The following is a 16,125-nucleotide window of genomic DNA, read 5'->3' on the forward strand; positions in this document are numbered from 1 at the left end:
CCCGGGCCACGGCCATGAGGGCCGTAGTCGGAATGGGCGGGGGGAGGAGCGGTGTTACGAGGGAGTCATGGGGCGACGATGCTGGCGGAGTCGCCCTCCTGGCCGATCAGCACGGCGTTGGCCCAGTTGGCACAGACCTGGGCGGGTTGGCTGACCTGTGCACCCAGCGTGCGCAAGCTCAGGGTGGAAAGGCCTCGGATGTCCAGCTCCGGCTTGACCACGCCGGGCGCCTTGACCAGGCCGCTGTCGTACAGCAGGCGGTTGTCACCCCAGACCTGGAACTGCAGGCCACCGGCAGTGCGGCAGGCGTCGTCGATGCCGAGGTCGGCGCGCAGCAGGTGCCAGCCTCCCTGCAGGCGCAGGTCGATGCGGCTGTTGGCGCCGACGCCCAGGCCACGACGGAACTGCAGGCCGTTCATGCGCATGCCGGCGTCGCCACGGAACGACTGGTCGGTGCGCACCTGGCTGGCCAGCGCGGCCGGCACCGGCAGCTCGGAGAGATAGCGCTGCCGGGCCGGTCGCTCCGGTTCCTGGTGTTCAAGAATGTGGAAGGTGGACAAGGCGATCGGGCCGACATCGCGCGGCTGCAATGCATCGAAGGCGCGGGCGGTGCCCTGTGCGGCGGTCACCATCGGGTCGGTGCTGCTGGCGCCGTCGCCTTCGGGGTTCTGCACGCTCAGCACGCGGAAACGCAGCAGGCGACCCGCGTGGGCCGGGAAGTCGATGCGCTGCACGCCTTCCTTCAGCTGCAGGCGGCCGCGGGCGATCGGCTCGCCCCACTCGCCATTGCTGTCGCCGAGGTAGACCTCGTAGTCGCGTACCTGGCCGTGCTTCCAGTTCTTATCGTTGCGCGGCGCGATGTCGATGCCGTCGATCATCCTGCGCTCGCCGAAGCCGATCACCCACTCGTGCGCACCGGTGCGCACGGCCTGGTTGCGCACGCTGCGGAACCAGGTGCCCGGATCATCATCGAAGGCATTTTCCAGCGCATGGCCGGGTTCTTCGGCCGGGCGATTGACCACCAGCAGGCTGTCGGCCGGCAGTTCGCGGCCCAGCACCGGCGCGGCCGGATAGGCATCATCGGCGGCTGCGGCAGCGACTGCGAAGTCCAGCTGCAGCTGCAGCGGCTGGCGGATGTCCTGCGCGGCGGTGCGCACATGCACGGTGCCACGACGCTCCTTGGCATCGAAGTACCAGCCTTCACTGGCGTTGTTGAACGCAGCGGCATCGGCCAGCGCCGGCAGCGCGCGACCACCGGCCTGCACCGCGCGCGGCGCCTGGCGGCTGAGCACGCGCAGGCCATAGCGGCGCTGCGCCAGCTGGCCGTTGTACTGGCCCTGCACGGCATCAATCTGCACCTGCACCGGGCCGCTGCCCTGCGCCGGCGCCTGCACGCGGATCTGCTGCGTGCTCGATTCGCCCTGCTGGTAGCGGCGGGTGTTGCCGTCGTCCTCGTACAGCGTGTACTGCGAATCCCCTTGCGGGTACAGGTCGAACGTCACTTCATCCAGGGGCTTTTCGCCATCGAACAGCATCGACGGGTACATCGGCAGGATCGCACCGGCACGCACGAACACCGGCAGCGTGGCCAGGTCCACCTGGCGGTCGAGCTGGCGGCCATCGGCGGCGGCCTGCACACGGCGGCCGTCCCAGTAGTCGATCCAGCCACCGGCCGGCAGATGGATGTCGCGGCGCCAGCCACGGCTGGCCGCCTGGCTGCGGTACACCGGCGCCACCAGCAGGTCGCGGCCGAGCAGGAACTGGTACTTGTAGGTTTCATCCTGCGCATGCGGATCGCGCGGGTTGTCCCACATCAGGCCACGCACCGGCGGTGCGCCGGTCTGCGCAGCCTCGTGCACCAGCCCGTACATGTACGGGGTCAGGCGCATCTTCAACTTCAGGTAATCGCGGTTGATGCTGCGATAGGGCTCGTCGTACCACCACGGGTGCTTGCGCGCGTTCGACGACCAGCCGCTCATGCCCATCAGCACCGGGGTGAAGGCCTTCCACTGCAGGTCGCGGGTGAAGGTCTCGGCGCTGCCGCCGAAGATCGCATCGACGTCGCCGCTGGCGTAGGCCATGCCGGACAGGCCCGAACCGACCAGGGTCGGTACGTGCCAGCGGATGTAGTCCCAGCTGCTGCTCTGGTCGCCGGTCCATGCCACCGCATAGCGCTGGATGCCGGCCCAGCCCATCACCGTCCACAGGAACGGGCGCGAATCGGAATTGTCGAGGATGCCGTTGAAGGCCTGGCGGTTGGCGTCCATCGCGAACTGGTAGCCCTTGCCGGTCCAGGCCACGTCCAGCTTCTGCACGCGGCTGCCGGCCTTGCCCACTTCCCAGGCGATCTTGTCGACGCCGTTCTCGGTCCACAGGCCGGTGCGGAAGCCGTACGTGGCCAGGCCCTTCACCGTTTCCGGCAACTGCTTGTAACCGCAGCCGTAACCATCATTGGGCAGGATCCAGCCACCGGGCATGTCGTGGGCGCGGTACTGCCTGGCCACGCTGTCGATCACATCCGGGGTGGTGCCGGTCGGGCCGTCGCTCCAGCCTTCGGGCACGGTGCCGGGCTTCTTGCTGTTGTCGCCGTCGTTGTAGCAATCGGCATCGCCGTAGGACAGCGCCCAGCGCGCGACCATGTTGGGGCGGCCGGTCAGCTGGGTGTAGCGCTCGATCAGTTTCGGCAGATCGGCGCCGACGAAGTAGTACGCATCGAAGCGGTCTTCGCGGTGCAGCAGCGTGGCCTGGTCAGCCTCGCGCAGGTCGTAGCTGCCATCGCTCCACGTGTTGCGCAGCATGCCCCAGCCGCGGCTGCTCAGCAGCATCGGGGCCGGGCTGGGGCGGTCGCCCTCTTCCCAACCGCCGGAGTAGGACACTTCCAGCTCGCGGCCCTTGAACTGGTAACGGCCGTTCTGCTGGCCGCCACCGTAATAGCCTTCATCGGCCTGCGAGGACAGCACCTGCACGCTCTGCGTGGCATCCAGGTCCAGCGGCTGCAGCTCCTGCCAGAGGGCGGTGGGCTGGCCATTGTCCAGGCGTTCCAGGCGCAGGCGCAGCGGCTGCCGTTGTACATGCAGCACCAGTGCATCGGTGCGCACGCGGATTTCCTGCGCGTCTTCTTCCAGCTGCGCCCGCACGTTCGCCTTGGGCTGCGGCAGTACGATCGGTGCGGCCTTGTCACCTGCACCGGTGAGCTTGCCGTTGCGGCCGGCCTGCACGCGGATGATGTCGGTGGCCGGCAGCTCGATGCGGATGCGCGCGCCCTTGTCGGTCTGCAGATCCCAGCCCTGCACGCCGTCGCGGCTGGCGCTGGCGCTGACCGAACGCAGGTTGCCGACGGGCTCGGCCCGGGCCGGCATGGACGCCAGCATCAATGCCGGCAACAGGGCCAGCATCAGCGGCGAGCGACGAACGCAGATTTCCACGCGGACTCCCAACCCGTTCACCGGGCGTTTCGAAAGCGATTGGGCCGACTCTAGGGCAGCGATTCGAAAGATGTCAACAAATTGAAAGGAAAAAGGAAGATATATTCCACTGAAACGAAAGTTGTTGCACCGCAATACTTTGTGTAAGCGCTTGCAGGCGCCTGTTAAGCATTGTGCGATACGGCATCCAGCCCGTTCTTTCGTTTTCCCGAGCACACCCGGGCGGGAAAAGTCACCACGCCATTTTCTTTCTTTTTACTTTCGCTATTTGACATTTCGAAAGAAAACGCAGATGGTGCGCTGGCCCAACTGGAACCTCCGAATGGACGTCACCCTGCTTTCCGATGTGTCCGCCTGGCAGCGCCTTGGCGGAGCCGATACCGCTACCGAAATCGCCCAGCAGCCCGCGCTGTGGGACGCCCTCGCACAGGACCTGTCGCGTGCCCGCGACCGCCTGCAGGCCTTCCTTGGCGACAGCCTCAACGATCCCAACCAGCGCGTGCTGTTCACCGGCGCCGGCAGCTCCGGCTTCATTGCCGAGATGGTGGCCGATGCGATCAACGCGCAGTGGCCAGCCGATGTGCGCGTGGTGCACACCACCAGCCTGCTGACCCACCCGGCGCTGTACCTGCAGCGCGACCGCCCGACCTTGCTGGTCTCGTTCGGCCGCAGCGGCTCCAGCCCGGAGAGCGTGGCGGCAGTCGACCGCGTGCGCAGCGACGTGGACGACGCGCGCTTCCTCGACATCACCTGCAATGCCGATGGCGAACTGGCCCGACGTGGCGCCGGCCGTGCCGATACCTGCACCCTGCTGATGCCCTCGGCCAGCTGCGACCGCGCCTTCGCCATGACCAGCAGCCTGACCTGCATGCTGCTGGCCGCACTGACCGTGTTCGACCGCTCGCCGTGGGATGCGCGTGTGGCGCGCCTGAAGCAGATTGCCGCGCTGGCCCGCGAAGGCCAGGCGCAGTGGGATGCACCGGTGGCGGCGCTGGCACAGCGCCCGTTCAACCGCATCATCTACCTCGGCAGCGGCCCGCTGGAAGCGCTGGCACGCGAGTGCGCGCTGAAGGTGCTGGAACTGACCGCCGGCCGCGTGCTGGCGCTGGCCAACACCCCGCTGGGCTTCCGCCATGGCCCGAAATCGACGCTGGACGGCAACACCCTGGTGGTGGTGCTGCGCAGCGTGCAGCCACTGGCGCGCCGCTACGAACAGGACCTGCTGGAAGAACTGCGCCGCGATGGCGTGGCCGGCCAGGTGCTGGCGATCGGCCCGCATTCGGACATCGGTGCGGACGACGAGTACACCCTCACCGTACCGGCACTGGATGATCCGTGGCTGGCACCGGTGTGGCTGGGCTTCGCGCAGTTGTTCGCGCTGCAGCGCTCGGCTGCGCTGGGCCTGACTCCGGACAATCCGTTCCCGGATGGCACCGTCAACCGCGTGGTCAAGGGCGTCACCATCCACCATGGCTGAGCTGATCGCCCACGCCTGCTACGGCATCGACATCGGCGGCACCAAGATCGAGCTGGTGGCGTGCGATGCGGCGATGCAGGTCACCTGGCGTCGCCGGGTGGCCACGCCGCAGGGCGACTACGACGGTTTCCTGCAGGCGGTGGTGACCCTGGTCGCCGAGGCCGATGCCGCGCTGGGCCGCAGTGATGCGGCGATCGGCATCGCTCTACCCGGCGTGCGCGACCGCCGCAGCGGCCGCCAGCTGAGCGCGAACGTGCCTGCGTTGACCGGCCACAGCGTGGCGGCCGACCTGCAGGCGCGCCTGCAGCGGCCGCTGCATTTCGGCAACGACCTGCAGTGTTTTGCCCTGTCTGAAGCACACGGCGGTGCCGCCGACGGCTATCCCAGCATGTTCGGCGCCATCCTCGGCACCGGCGCTGGCGGTGGTTTCTGCCTGCAGGGCCGCCTGCTGTCCGGTTTCAACGGGCTGGCCGGCGAATGGGGCCACTGGAGCGTGCCCGGTCATCTGCTGCAGCGCCACGGCCTGCCGCTGATCGACTGCGCCTGCGGCCTGCAGGGCTGCGTGGAGCGTTATGTCTCCGGTAGTGGCGTGGCGATGATCGAGCGTCACCTCGGTGGCAGCGCCGCCGACGCCAGCGCGGTGATCGCCCTGGCCGACGCCGGTGATGCGCGCGCGCGCAAGGCGCTGGACATCCATCGCGACCTGCTCGGCCACAGCCTGGCCGCGCTGGTGCTGGCGCTGGACCCGCACGTGATCGTGCTCGGTGGCGGCCTTTCGCAGTACGCGCCGCTGTACGAGCACCTGCCCGCCGCCATCGCCGCCCATCTGTTCAAGGGTGTGCAGGTGCCACCGATCGTGCCACCACGCTTCGGCGATGCCGGTGGCGCACGTGGTGCTGCCCTGCTCGCCTGCCAACCCTCGTTTTCCTGATGTCCGGAGCCTGACCATGTCCCCGTTGCAGACCCTGCTTGCCTCCCACCGCGCCGGTGCCAACGTCGGCCTGTACAGCGTCTGCTGCAGCAACGAGCAGGTGCTGCGCGCGGCCATGCACGTGGCGCTGGCACACGGCACCGTGCTGCTGATCGAGGCCACCTCCAACCAGGTCGACCAGTTCGGCGGCTACACCGGCATGACCCCGCCGCAGTACCGCGATTACGTGGGCACGCTGGCCGATGAGGAAGGCTTCCCGCGCGAACGGCTGATCCTGGGCGGTGACCACCTCGGCCCGAATGCCTGGCAGAAGCGCCCGGCTGCCGAAGCGATGACCCACGCGCGCGTGCTGATCGAGGCCTACGTCGCCGCCGGCTTCCACAAGATCCACCTGGACTGCAGCATGTCCTGTGCCGATGACCCGGTGCCGCTGCCCGATGCCATCGTCGCCGCGCGTTCGGCCGAGCTGGCCGAGATCGCCGAACGCACCGCCGCCGAACACGGCCTGCCGCCGCCGGTCTACGTAATCGGTACCGAAGTGCCGATTCCCGGTGGCGAAGCCTCGCTGGCCGAAGGCCTGCAGGTGACCACGCCGGCCGCCGCCGCGCAGACCCTGGCCATCCACCAGCAGGCGTTCGACACGCCGCAGCTGCGCGATGCGTGGCAGCGCGTGATCGCGATGGTGGTGCAGCCGGGCGTGGACTTCGACCACAGCAGCGTGCACGAGTACGACGCGGCCGCTGCCAACACGCTGGCTGGCTTCCTCGAACAGCAGCCGCGCATCGTGTTCGAAGCGCATTCCACTGACTACCAGCGCGAAAGCGGCCTGCATGCACTGGTGCGCGACCACTTTGCCATCCTGAAGGTCGGACCGGCGGCGACTTTCGCCTATCGCGAAGCGCTGTTCGCGCTGGCCGCGATCGAGGCCGAGCTGCTGCCGGCCGCACAGTGCTCGCGCCTGCCGCAGGTGCTGGACGAGGTGATGGTGGCGCAGCCGAAGTACTGGCAGTCCTATTACCAGGGCGATGAGGCGGCGCTGCGCCTGCTGCGCAGTTACTCCTTCAGCGACCGCTGCCGCTACTACTGGGGCGAGCCGGCGCTGGTGCAGGCGGTGCAGACCCTGTTCGGCAACCTGGAGCAGCATGCGCCGCCGCTGGTGCTGCTCAGCCAGTACCTGCCGGAGCAGTACCGCGCCGTGCGCGAGGGCCGCCTGGCCAACACGCCCACCGCACTGGTGCAGCACCGTATCGGCCTGTGCCTGGGCGAATACGCCCGCGCCTGCAGCGCCAACCAGGCCGGCCCCCGCACGCAGAATGCGGGCTCGGCTGCCGGCGTTGCTGCGAACGGCTAATCTCTACCTTTTTCCGCGAAACCGAGAATGGCCATGCGCAACACCCGCTCCCGCCGGCAACAGATCCTGCAGCTGCTGATCGAGCATGGCTCGGTGCAGGTGGCCGATCTGGTCGAGCGCTTCGGCGTGTCGGCGGTGACCATCCGTGCCGACCTGACCCACTTCGAGTCGCAGGGCCTGGCCAACCGTACCCACGGCGGCGCCACGCTCGTTCGTACGCCGCCGCAGGAACAGGACATCCACGAGAAAGACGCGCTGAACCTGCCGCTGAAGGAATCGATCGGTGCGCGCGCTGCGCGCCTGGTGCAGCCCGGCGACAACATCATCATCGACTCCGGCTCGACCACGATGACCCTGGCCCGCCACCTGCGCGCGCATCGCGACGTGACGGTGATGACCAACGGCCTGAATATCGCCTGGGAACTGGCCAATGCCGCGGGCATCACCGTGCTGCTGACCGGTGGCCTGCTGCGCCAGCAGTCGCTGTCGCTGCAGGGCAGCCAGGCTGAAGCCAGCCTCAACTCGTACAGCTTCGACACCCTGTTCCTGGGCGTGGACGGCCTGGACCTGCAGTTCGGCCTGACTACCCACGATGAAGCCGAAGCCCGCCTCAACCACCGCATGGTCGAGCGCGCACGCCGTATCGTGGTGCTGACCGACGCCTCCAAGTTCGGCCGCGTCAGCCTGCACCGCATCGCCCTGCTGGATCAGATCCACGCCATCATCACCGACGCCGGCATCGACGACGCGACCCGAGAGGGACTGCAGCGGCTGGGCATCGAAGTGATCATCGCCGAGCCCACCGCATGACCGACACCCGCACCCTGCATGGCCGCATCCTCACCCCGCTGGGCTGGCGGCGCGGGCACGTCCACTTCGATTCACGCGTACGCCAGCTGCAGGTGGACGACCACAGCGGTGCCGACGACCTGCAGCTGCCGGTGATCCTGCCCGGCTTCATCGACCTGCATGTGCATGGCGCGGCCGGCGTGGACCTGATGCAGGGCGGTGACGTGGCACGCACCATCGCCCGCACCCATCTGCGCTTCGGCACCACCACGCTGCTGGCGACCACCATGACCGCCGGGCTGGACGAGATCGAGCACGCGCTGCAGGGTGTGGCCGCCACCATGGCGGCACCCGATGCCGACGCCGCCAGCATCGTCGGTGTGCATCTGGAAGGACCGTTCATCAGCCCGCAGCGTCTGGGTGCGCAGCCCAACCGCACGATCGAGGCGACGCTGGCACTGGTGCAGCAGCTGCATGCGCTGGCACCGATCCGGGTGATGACGCTGGCCCCGGAAATCGGTGAGCACACCGCGCTGATTCCCGCGCTCTCGGCGATGGGCATCCGCGTGCAGCTTGGTCACAGTGCTGGCACCTACGAGGAAGGCGTGGCCGCGCTGCAGGCCGGTGCCTCCGGCTTCACCCATCTGTTCAACGGCATGACCGGCGTCGATCACTATCGCCCGGGCATTGCGGCGGCGGCACTGGCGCATGCGCAGTACGCCGAGATCATTCCCGACCTGCAGCACATCCACCCCGGCGTGATCCGCCTGGCCGCGCGCGCGATTCCGCGCCTGTACGCGGTGACCGACGCCACCGCCGCCACCGGCATGCCCGATGGCGAGTACGCGCTGGGCGAACAGCGCGTGCACAAGTGCGGCGGCTGCGTGCGCCTCGCTACCGGTTCGCTGGCGGGCAGCGCACTGACCATGGACCAGGCGCTGCGCAACCTGGTGCAAGTGGGCCTGGAGCTGGCCGATGCCTCGCAGCGTGTTTCCACCTTCCCGGCGGACTACCTGGGCCTGGACGATCGCGGCCGCATCGCGCCCGACGCCCGTGCCGACCTGGTGGTGCTGGACGCCGAACTGCGCCTGCAGCAGGTGGTGGTTGGTGGGCGCGTAGTTGATTTGAACGCCGCAAACGCCTGACGTGTCGCCGCTCCTTAACGCCGGAAATGCCTGACGCACCGCCTTTGTAGAGTCGAGCTTGCTCGACTGCTCTGCCGCGCCCCGCGCGGTCAGTCGAGCAAGCTCGACTCTACGAAGGCAATCCGCACCGAAACGCCTCCTGGGATATGCCGATGACTGCAAGCACCGCTCCGCGCTGGCCCGTACGCTACCTGCTCTTCATCGGCGGCCTCGGTGGCCTGCTGTACGGCATCGACATCGGCATCATCGCCGGCGCCCTGCCCTACCTGGAGGCAACGGCCAGCCACGCCTGGCAGCTCAGCAGCCAGCAGCTCGGCTTCGTCGTGGCGGCAGTGCTGCTGGGCAGCGTGCTGTCCTCGCTGTTCGCCGGCATGATTGCCGACCTGATCGGCCGCCGCGGTGCGATGCTGCTGGCCGGCCTGCTGTTCACCGCCTCAATCCCGATCATGGCACTGGCGTCCGGCTACACGCCCCTGCTGCTCGGCCGGCTGCTGCAGGGCATCAGTGGCGGCCTGATCGGCGTGGTGATTCCGCTGTACCTGGCCGAAGTGCTCAGCCCCGAGCGACGCGGGCGCGGCGCGGCCATGTTCCAGCTGCTGCTGACCGTTGGCCTGGTGCTGGCTGCCCTGATCGGCCTCTACCACGCCCACGCCGTGGATGCCGCCGCCGAAGCCGTGCGCTCACTGCCGGTCGCGCAGCAGGCGCAGGAGCTGTTTGCGGTGAAGGACCACGCCTGGCGCACCATCTTCTGGACCTGCCTGGCGCCGGGTCTGCTGTTCTGCGCTGGCATCTTCTGGCTATCCGAATCGCCGCGCTGGCTGGTGCGTCGCGGCCGCATCGATGACGCGCGCCGCAGCCTGCAGCGCGTGCTGCCGGCTTCGGAGGTGGAGCCGACGCTTGCACAGATCCAGGCACCGGAATCGAGCAGCGGCAGCGGCAAGCGCGACCCGCTGCTCAGCCGCCGCTACGTGGTGCCGTTCCTGCTCGCCTGCGTAGTGCTGGCCTGCACCCAGGCCACCGGCATCAACTCGGTGCTGGCCTACGCGGTGAACATCCTCAACCAGGCTGGCCTGTCCGGCTCGGTGGCCAATGGCGCCGACGTGGCGATCAAGCTGCTCAATGCGGTGATGACCGTGGTCGCGCTGCTGCTGGTCGACCGCAAGGGCCGCAAGTTCCTGCTGATGCTCGGCAGTGGCGGCATCTGCGTGGCCCTGCTGGCCGCCGCCACCCTCTTCTTCCAGGCCGAACGCGGCCGCACCGACGTGCAGCCGCAGCTGCAGGCGGCGGTCAGCGGCGACGGCCTGCAGCTGGTGCTGGATGATGCGCAGTGGCAGCGCCTGAGCAATGGCATCGACAGCCAGGGCCGGCCGATGCAGCTGACCGTCTCCTACGCCTACGGCGACTTCACCAATGTGCGCGCCCTGCGCAGCGACAACCTGATCGACCGCGAGCTGCGCATCGAGCGTGCCGGCACCGTGCAGCCGGACAGCGTGATCGGCGCGTTCTTCCGCAAACTGCACCTGAACCCGTTCGCCGACCCGGCCAAGGCCGCGCAGGCACCGCTGCGCATCGAGCAGGCACGCATCGGCCCGGTGCCGCCACCGGCACACGGCTGGGCCGTGGCCGCCTGCATCCTGGTGTTCGTCGCGTTCTTCGCGGTCGGGCCCGGCGTCTGCGTGTGGCTCGCGCTGTCCGAGCTGATGCCGAACCGCATCCGCTCCAACGGCATGAGCATCGCGCTGCTGATCAACCAGTTCGTGTCGACCACTATCGCCGCGATCTTCCTGCCCACGGTGGGCCACTATGGCTACGCCAGCATGTTCGTGTTCTGGGCGGCGTGCACCTTCGTGTTCTTCCTGGTGGCCGCGTTCTGGCTGCCGGAGACCAAGGGCAAGTCGCTGGAAGAGATCGAGGCCCGCTTCGCCCGGTAGCGGTCGACTTTGGTCGACCTCCGCGCGCAGCGCGGGTTCATGGCGCGCCCGTCATTCGCCAGTGATGTGCTTGGCCAGCTCCCGCGCTTCGGCAACGCTGGACAAGCCGCTCAGCATCATCGATTCGCCGAACGGCCCCTGCACCGTCGCCACCATCAGCACGCGGCCATCCACGCTGAGCGCCGCACGCTGGCCCACCAGTGCCGCGGTGCCATCGTGGATGCGCTGATGCGCCTCCGGCCGATAGCGGATCTGCAGGCCCGGCTGCTTGCCTTCATCCAGCACATAGCGCACATCGGCAATATCCGCGCTGCCGGCAATCGGCGGCTCGCGCAGGGCGAGGGTCTCGCCCTGCCACTGCACCGATGTGCCCTTGCCGGCTGCATCGACCGCACTCAGGCGCACGTCCACGCCGGGGCGTGGCGCATGCTCCTTACCTGCCAACGCACCGGGTGTAGCGCCCGGCATGCATCCGGTCAGGGTCAACGCCATGCCCAGCAACAGGGGACGCGCAGCCCTCACTTCAGCTTCCGCAGCTTGAACGCCACCAGCACCTGCAGCAACCCGTACAGCAGGCTGCCGATGCCGATCCACAGCGTGGTCACCGCCACGCCCGCATACGGGTTGGCCGCGAACAGCACGCCCAGCACCACCGCCAGCACGCCACTGAGGATCAGCAGCCACTCGCCCTGGATCTGCTTGCGCACGCGGATCGCGAACACGATGCGATAGATGCCGGCCACCAGCAGCCACGCTGCCAGGAACAGCACCAGCACGCTGGCGGTGGCCAGCGGATTGATCACCGCCAGGATGCCGAAACCCAGCGAGGCGATGGCATACAGCGCCAGCCAGCCACGCGAGGCACCGCTGCCGCCGCTGACCAGTGCGAACAGGCTGATGACACCTTCAACGATGGCCATCACACCCAGCGTCCATGCCAATGCCATGGCTGCAGACAGTGGCCAGCCGATGGCGACGATGCCAAAGCCCAGCGCAACCAGCCCATACAGCAGGAGGATCCACCAGCTGCGCCCAACCGCCGACAACAAGGGAGACAAGGGGGAATTCATGGCCACTCCTTCGATCCGGAACCGGGCTCATCCTAGCCCCTGGTGATGAAGAGGGCGATCACGGCGCCCGCGCGCAGACCCATACCCGCACCTCGTCCGCTCCCACCCACCGCAGCGTCTCCGCAACCTCCATCACCGTGCTGCCGGTGGTCATCACATCGTCCACCACTGTCAGTCGCGGCGGCACCGGACCACGTACATCGAACGCATCGAACAGGTTTTCCCTGCGCTGTTCGGCCGTACGCTCAGACTGCGGCGCGGTATGCCGCCGCCGGTACAGCCCCTGCCAGACCGGCATCGGCAGCAGGCGGCACAGTTCTGCCGCCTGGTTGTAGCCGCGCTGGCGCAGGCGGCGCCGGTGCAGCGGTACCGGCACCAGCGGTAGGCATGACCACGGCGGCGGTGCGCGCTGCATCAACTGCGCCAGCAGGCGACCGGCGGCGAGATCCTGATGGAACTTGTAGCGCACGAGCAGCTGATCCACAGGCGGCAGTACGCACGTCCCAAATTGTTGTCGCCCATGACAAACATTCATCACATATTCGAAATTTGTGTCGCTGAATTCGTGTACGTCATTGATCCATGAATCTCACGTACACTGCGCAACGCAGGCGACAAGAATTCATGCTCAAGCGCGGGGTTGCAGCACGTGCATGAACTGCAATGTGTCTGGACGTCCACTCCCAAGTTCACAGCGTGGGGATCGTGCCAAATAGGCCTGTGGTGTTTGTAATCTCAGTGGCCGCAGATCTCAGTCAAGATCGGCTCTCGGCCATCATGTGCTACGCGTCGGAACAGCACACATAGAACAGGTCGCGGCTCCTTTCGAACCTATGCAGTTCAATCGTCTCTCCATCGACGTTGATCAGATGTGCGCACGGGGCTATCAGAGGCTGTTCGGGGCAGACGCCTGATGACTGATGGCGCAGCCAGATGCCATAATTTTCGGCTTCCGAACGAAAATTCCCACATGGACGTTGGCCGCTCCGCAAAGCAATCTTCCGCGCTCTTTCGCGAGGCTGTCCGGCTGGATGATCTGCGCCGCCAGAACGCTCCGCTCGACCGCCTGGGCTTTGGCTGGCGCTCTACCGCCTTGTTCTTTCTCCTGCTGGCCTCGGCAGTCGTTGCTGTCGCAGCTACAGCACGCTTTCCAAGGAAAGAACGCGCCCAGGGGGAGATATCTACCGAGATGGGAACAAAGCGCGTAACTGCGACCCGACAGGGCGTGGTTTCGGCAATACACGTCAAGCCGAATGAGGCAGTTCGGAAGGGGCAGAGTCTGCTGAGCCTTTCCTATGACCGGACAGTTGACGGCATAAGTATCGGGAATCGTAGCCTCGAAGCTGCTCGTAGGCAGATGCAATCGCGCGTGGACTCACTGGGAGACACGGCAGAAGTCATTAGGCAGAAGATCTTTGAGGTAGAGCTTGAGTCGGCAGAGAACCGCGAGCAAGTTGAATTCCTCAATGAGCTTGTCGCTCTGAAAGAGATGCAGATCGCGGATAAGCAGCGGACGGTTGACGCCATGGAGCAGCTAACCAAGGAGAAGATCGTCTCGGAACTGCAGTTCCGCGCCGCTCGTGGTGAGCTTTTGGATCAGCAGCAGCAACTGGTAGGCCTCAAACGAGAGCGTGGCCAGCTGCTATCCAAGATAGGAACGTCGGAAAGCTCGAGGCGCCAGCTGGAGCACCAAGTCTCTTCATCCGAGTCGATGATTACGGCTGAGACGGCCGCGTTCGATGAGAAGGAGATCTCATTGCGAGCCAGTAGCGCCGAGACACTGACGGCTCCAATGGATGGGCGCGTATCAAGTCGGATTGCATCTTTGGGCGAGTCAGTCCAACCAGGTGCATCACTCATGATCATCGCTGCGACGGACGAGCCTGCGATTGGGCGTGCATGGGTGAAATCATCAGCCATCGGATTTCTGAAGCTTGGAGGTGAAGCGCGTTTGAAGGTCTCGGCATTCCCGTATCGCAAGTTTGGCACGATCTCGGGAACAGTACGGGAAGTCGCCAAGGCGCCCACGCCCGTTGCTGATTTGCCCAGAGATCTGAATGCATCCGAGGCGATGTATGCAATCACCATCTCCCTGTCGTCCACCAATCACGAGATGTCCCGCAATCAAAAGATTGATCCATCCATGCTCGAAGACGGAATGAAGTTTGATGTGGATCTTATGATGGAGCGGAGAACACTTCTCGAGATGCTATTTGATCCTGCAAGGACGGCACTTTCCGGCCTGGAATGATCTGCTCAGGCGTCACACGCTTCACGCTTGTTATCGAGCCGCCAGCACATGTGGCAAGCAGCGTCGCCAGGCTCGCGATCTGTGGCCGATGAGTAACGGCAATGATCGTGATGCCGATCGATCGCAGCGAGAGGAAAATTTCCCTTTCCTTATCTAGATCAACGTTCGCTGTCGCCTCATCAAGAAGAAGAACGCGGGGGCGGCGGTACAGGGCGCGAGCAATCAGGAGCCGCTGACGCTGGCCTGCAGACAATGTGCTTCCAATCTCACCAATGCGCGTCTGCAACTGGAGCGGCATAGCTCTGACCTCTGTGGCAAGCCCAGCCAGTGCCAGGCATCGCCAGATACTCTCCGGCTCAGCATCCTCAGAAAAGAACGCTACGTTCTCGCCGATGCTCCCTCCAAGCAGCTCGTCTCCTTGCATTACCACGCCAATCTGCGACCTTATGGAGCGCGAAAATGGCGTAGACAATGCCGTGCCGTCATACCGGATCTCACCTTGCTGAGGGGTATACAAACCAGCGAGCAGCTTCATGATGGTGCTCTTGCCACAACCGGACGGACCATTGAGGAGTACGAAGTCTCCTGCATGAACGGCGATATTGAGTGCCTTCACCGAAAACTGGTCCGATTGACCGTAGCGATAGTACACATTCTGGGCGTATACGCGCCCCTCAAGCGGAGGGTGATCCATTGCCTCAGGACCCATCAACTCGCTCTCACTTAGAACAATATCGGCCAATCGATCTGAGTGAAGGACAGTCTGGCGGAAGGCGGTGATCTGCTGGACGAACGTATGGATTCTTGCGGACAGTTGGCGCTTGAGTGCAAAGAAGGCAAATAGGGCGCCAACCGTCAGTGCTTGATCCAGCAGTAAATGAACGCCCAGGTAGACGGCGCCGGCCGTCGCGAGATTGTCCAGCAAGGTGCGGCTAGCAGACAAGGATGCTAGCAATAGATTTAGTCGATTCCCCGCGTTGGTTGCGTCTGCAAGTCGGGCCGACCATTCCGCCTCACGATTCAGCTCGGCGCCGGCGGATTTGATGGATGCGATTGAACGAATGGTCTCGATCCTGGCAGTCTTCTCACGCAGTGATGCCTGGAAGGCCTCCCCGCCCAGCTTGTTTCGCACCGGCGATGAAGCCCAAGAAAGGCCCAAGTAGAGTGCCGCGGCCGAACTGCCAACAAGCGCAAGTGCCGGTGAGACGAAGAACATTGTCGCCACAAGTAGGAGCGACAGAATTCCGTCCATCACAGCGGACACAAGGCCGCCCGTTAACGCCTGCTTTAGAGAATCCATAGTGTCGAATCGCGACGACACGTCGGCAAGGCGTCTCCGTTCGAACCATGCCAGTGGAAGGAGGATCATATGCCGGAACAGTTGGCGCGTTGCATTCCACGACAAAGCGCTTGCAGCCCTCGACATTGCTCGTGAACGAAGTACCTCAGCTATGAAGTTGAAGATCGCAAGCAGTGCAAAGCCAAGCCCTAGGAGAACCAGTAGGTCTGTGTCTGTATGGGTTGCTGCCTCGTCTACCGATATCTGGATGAAGAACGGCGAGCTGACGAGGAAGAGCTGAAGGAACACGGAGTAGACGGCCCCAAGCCCCAGCGACTGCTTCACTTCGGCCGTGATCGTTGCAAACCGCCGAATGCTAAACTGAAGATCACTTCTGCTAGCGACGAAGCCTGGAAGCCGAGTCAGCTCGAGCGCAACTCCGGTAAAGTATTCCGAAATCTGCGTTCCACTTAGTC

At 65.6% G+C, this 16,125-nt stretch carries 11 protein-coding genes and 1 pseudogene; 7 read left to right on the forward strand and 5 right to left on the reverse strand.

Going from position 1 to position 16,125, the window contains the following annotated elements:
* Positions 1–65: 65 nt before the first annotated feature.
* Complete coding sequence (locus ACZLIB_RS21645; protein ID WP_478468701.1) at positions 66–3,425, reverse strand: TIM-barrel domain-containing protein; 3,360 nt, start codon at positions 3,423–3,425, stop codon at positions 66–68.
* Positions 3,426–3,747: 322 nt separating this feature from the next.
* Here ACZLIB_RS21645 and ACZLIB_RS21650 point away from each other — a divergent pair, with 322 nt between their 5' ends.
* The 6 genes from ACZLIB_RS21650 to ACZLIB_RS21675 all read left to right on the forward strand — a co-directional run bounded on the left by ACZLIB_RS21650 (position 3,748) and on the right by ACZLIB_RS21675 (position 11,049).
* The gene (locus ACZLIB_RS21650) at positions 3,748–4,902 is read left to right on the forward strand and encodes an SIS domain-containing protein (RefSeq protein ID WP_032127084.1); all 1,155 of its coding nucleotides are present in this window, start codon (positions 3,748–3,750) and stop codon (positions 4,900–4,902) included.
* Entirely contained in the window at positions 4,895–5,833 is a 939-nt protein-coding gene (locus ACZLIB_RS21655; RefSeq protein WP_164161940.1) for an ROK family protein, read from the forward strand. The genes ACZLIB_RS21650 and ACZLIB_RS21655 overlap by 8 nt, the downstream gene beginning before the upstream one ends.
* A 16-nt stretch (positions 5,834–5,849) precedes the next feature.
* Positions 5,850–7,184 carry a D-tagatose-bisphosphate aldolase, class II, non-catalytic subunit gene (locus ACZLIB_RS21660; protein ID WP_478468702.1) on the forward strand — a complete coding sequence of 445 codons (1,335 nt, stop codon included), beginning with the start codon at positions 5,850–5,852 and terminating at the stop codon, positions 7,182–7,184.
* 33 nt (positions 7,185–7,217) lie between these two features.
* Complete coding sequence (locus ACZLIB_RS21665; protein ID WP_014038836.1) at positions 7,218–7,994, forward strand: DeoR family transcriptional regulator; 777 nt, start codon at positions 7,218–7,220, stop codon at positions 7,992–7,994.
* Entirely contained in the window at positions 7,991–9,118 is a 1,128-nt protein-coding gene (nagA, locus tag ACZLIB_RS21670) for an N-acetylglucosamine-6-phosphate deacetylase (protein ID WP_478468703.1), read from the forward strand. The genes ACZLIB_RS21665 and nagA overlap by 4 nt, the downstream gene beginning before the upstream one ends.
* A 152-nt stretch (positions 9,119–9,270) precedes the next feature.
* On the forward strand, positions 9,271–11,049 hold the full coding sequence (locus ACZLIB_RS21675; protein WP_478468705.1) for an MFS transporter: 1,779 nt from the start codon (positions 9,271–9,273) through the stop codon (positions 11,047–11,049).
* 51 nt (positions 11,050–11,100) lie between these two features.
* Here ACZLIB_RS21675 and ACZLIB_RS21680 read toward each other — a convergent pair whose 3' ends face one another.
* From ACZLIB_RS21680 to ACZLIB_RS21690, 3 genes and pseudogenes are all read right to left on the reverse strand, one after another.
* Positions 11,101–11,571 carry a SecDF P1 head subdomain-containing protein gene (locus tag ACZLIB_RS21680; RefSeq protein WP_478468707.1) on the reverse strand — a complete coding sequence of 157 codons (471 nt, stop codon included), beginning with the start codon at positions 11,569–11,571 and terminating at the stop codon, positions 11,101–11,103.
* A complete protein-coding gene (locus ACZLIB_RS21685; RefSeq protein WP_049461697.1) occupies positions 11,568–12,119 on the reverse strand; it encodes an HdeD family acid-resistance protein in 552 nt (183 codons plus the stop codon). Before ACZLIB_RS21685 ends, ACZLIB_RS21680 begins: the two co-directional genes overlap by 4 nt.
* Before the next feature lie 58 nt (positions 12,120–12,177).
* Positions 12,178–12,612, reverse strand: a pseudogene (locus ACZLIB_RS21690) (ComF family protein); the annotation flags it as partial.
* Positions 12,613–13,089: 477 nt separating this feature from the next.
* Here ACZLIB_RS21690 and ACZLIB_RS21695 point away from each other — a divergent pair.
* Entirely contained in the window at positions 13,090–14,370 is a 1,281-nt protein-coding gene (locus ACZLIB_RS21695; RefSeq protein ID WP_478468708.1) for an HlyD family secretion protein, read from the forward strand.
* Here ACZLIB_RS21695 and ACZLIB_RS21700 read toward each other — a convergent pair.
* Positions 14,297–15,994 (reverse strand): peptidase domain-containing ABC transporter, encoded by a 1,698-nt coding sequence (locus ACZLIB_RS21700; protein ID WP_478469955.1) that lies wholly within the window; start codon positions 15,992–15,994, stop codon positions 14,297–14,299. The two genes, ACZLIB_RS21695 and ACZLIB_RS21700, sit on opposite strands and share 74 nt — an antisense overlap.
* Between the last annotated feature and the right edge of the window lie 131 nt (positions 15,995–16,125).

This window comes from Stenotrophomonas sp. 220_Sma (genome assembly GCF_056487375.1).

Excerpts from the sequence above, each read along its gene's own strand:
- nagA (WP_478468703.1), top strand. The coding sequence starts at position 7,991 with ATGACCGACACCCGCACCCTGCATGGCCGCATCCTCACCCCGCTGGGC.
- ACZLIB_RS21665 (WP_014038836.1), top strand. The coding sequence starts at position 7,218 with ATGCGCAACACCCGCTCCCGCCGGCAACAGATCCTGCAGCTGCTGATC.
- ACZLIB_RS21695 (WP_478468708.1), top strand. The coding sequence starts at position 13,090 with ATGGACGTTGGCCGCTCCGCAAAGCAATCTTCCGCGCTCTTTCGCGAG.
- ACZLIB_RS21660 (WP_478468702.1), top strand. The coding sequence starts at position 5,850 with ATGTCCCCGTTGCAGACCCTGCTTGCCTCCCACCGCGCCGGTGCCAAC.
- ACZLIB_RS21655 (WP_164161940.1), top strand. The coding sequence starts at position 4,895 with ATGGCTGAGCTGATCGCCCACGCCTGCTACGGCATCGACATCGGCGGC.
- ACZLIB_RS21675 (WP_478468705.1), top strand. The coding sequence starts at position 9,271 with ATGACTGCAAGCACCGCTCCGCGCTGGCCCGTACGCTACCTGCTCTTC.
- ACZLIB_RS21650 (WP_032127084.1), top strand. The coding sequence starts at position 3,748 with ATGGACGTCACCCTGCTTTCCGATGTGTCCGCCTGGCAGCGCCTTGGC.
- ACZLIB_RS21685 (WP_049461697.1), bottom strand. The coding sequence starts at position 12,119 with ATGAATTCCCCCTTGTCTCCCTTGTTGTCGGCGGTTGGGCGCAGCTGG.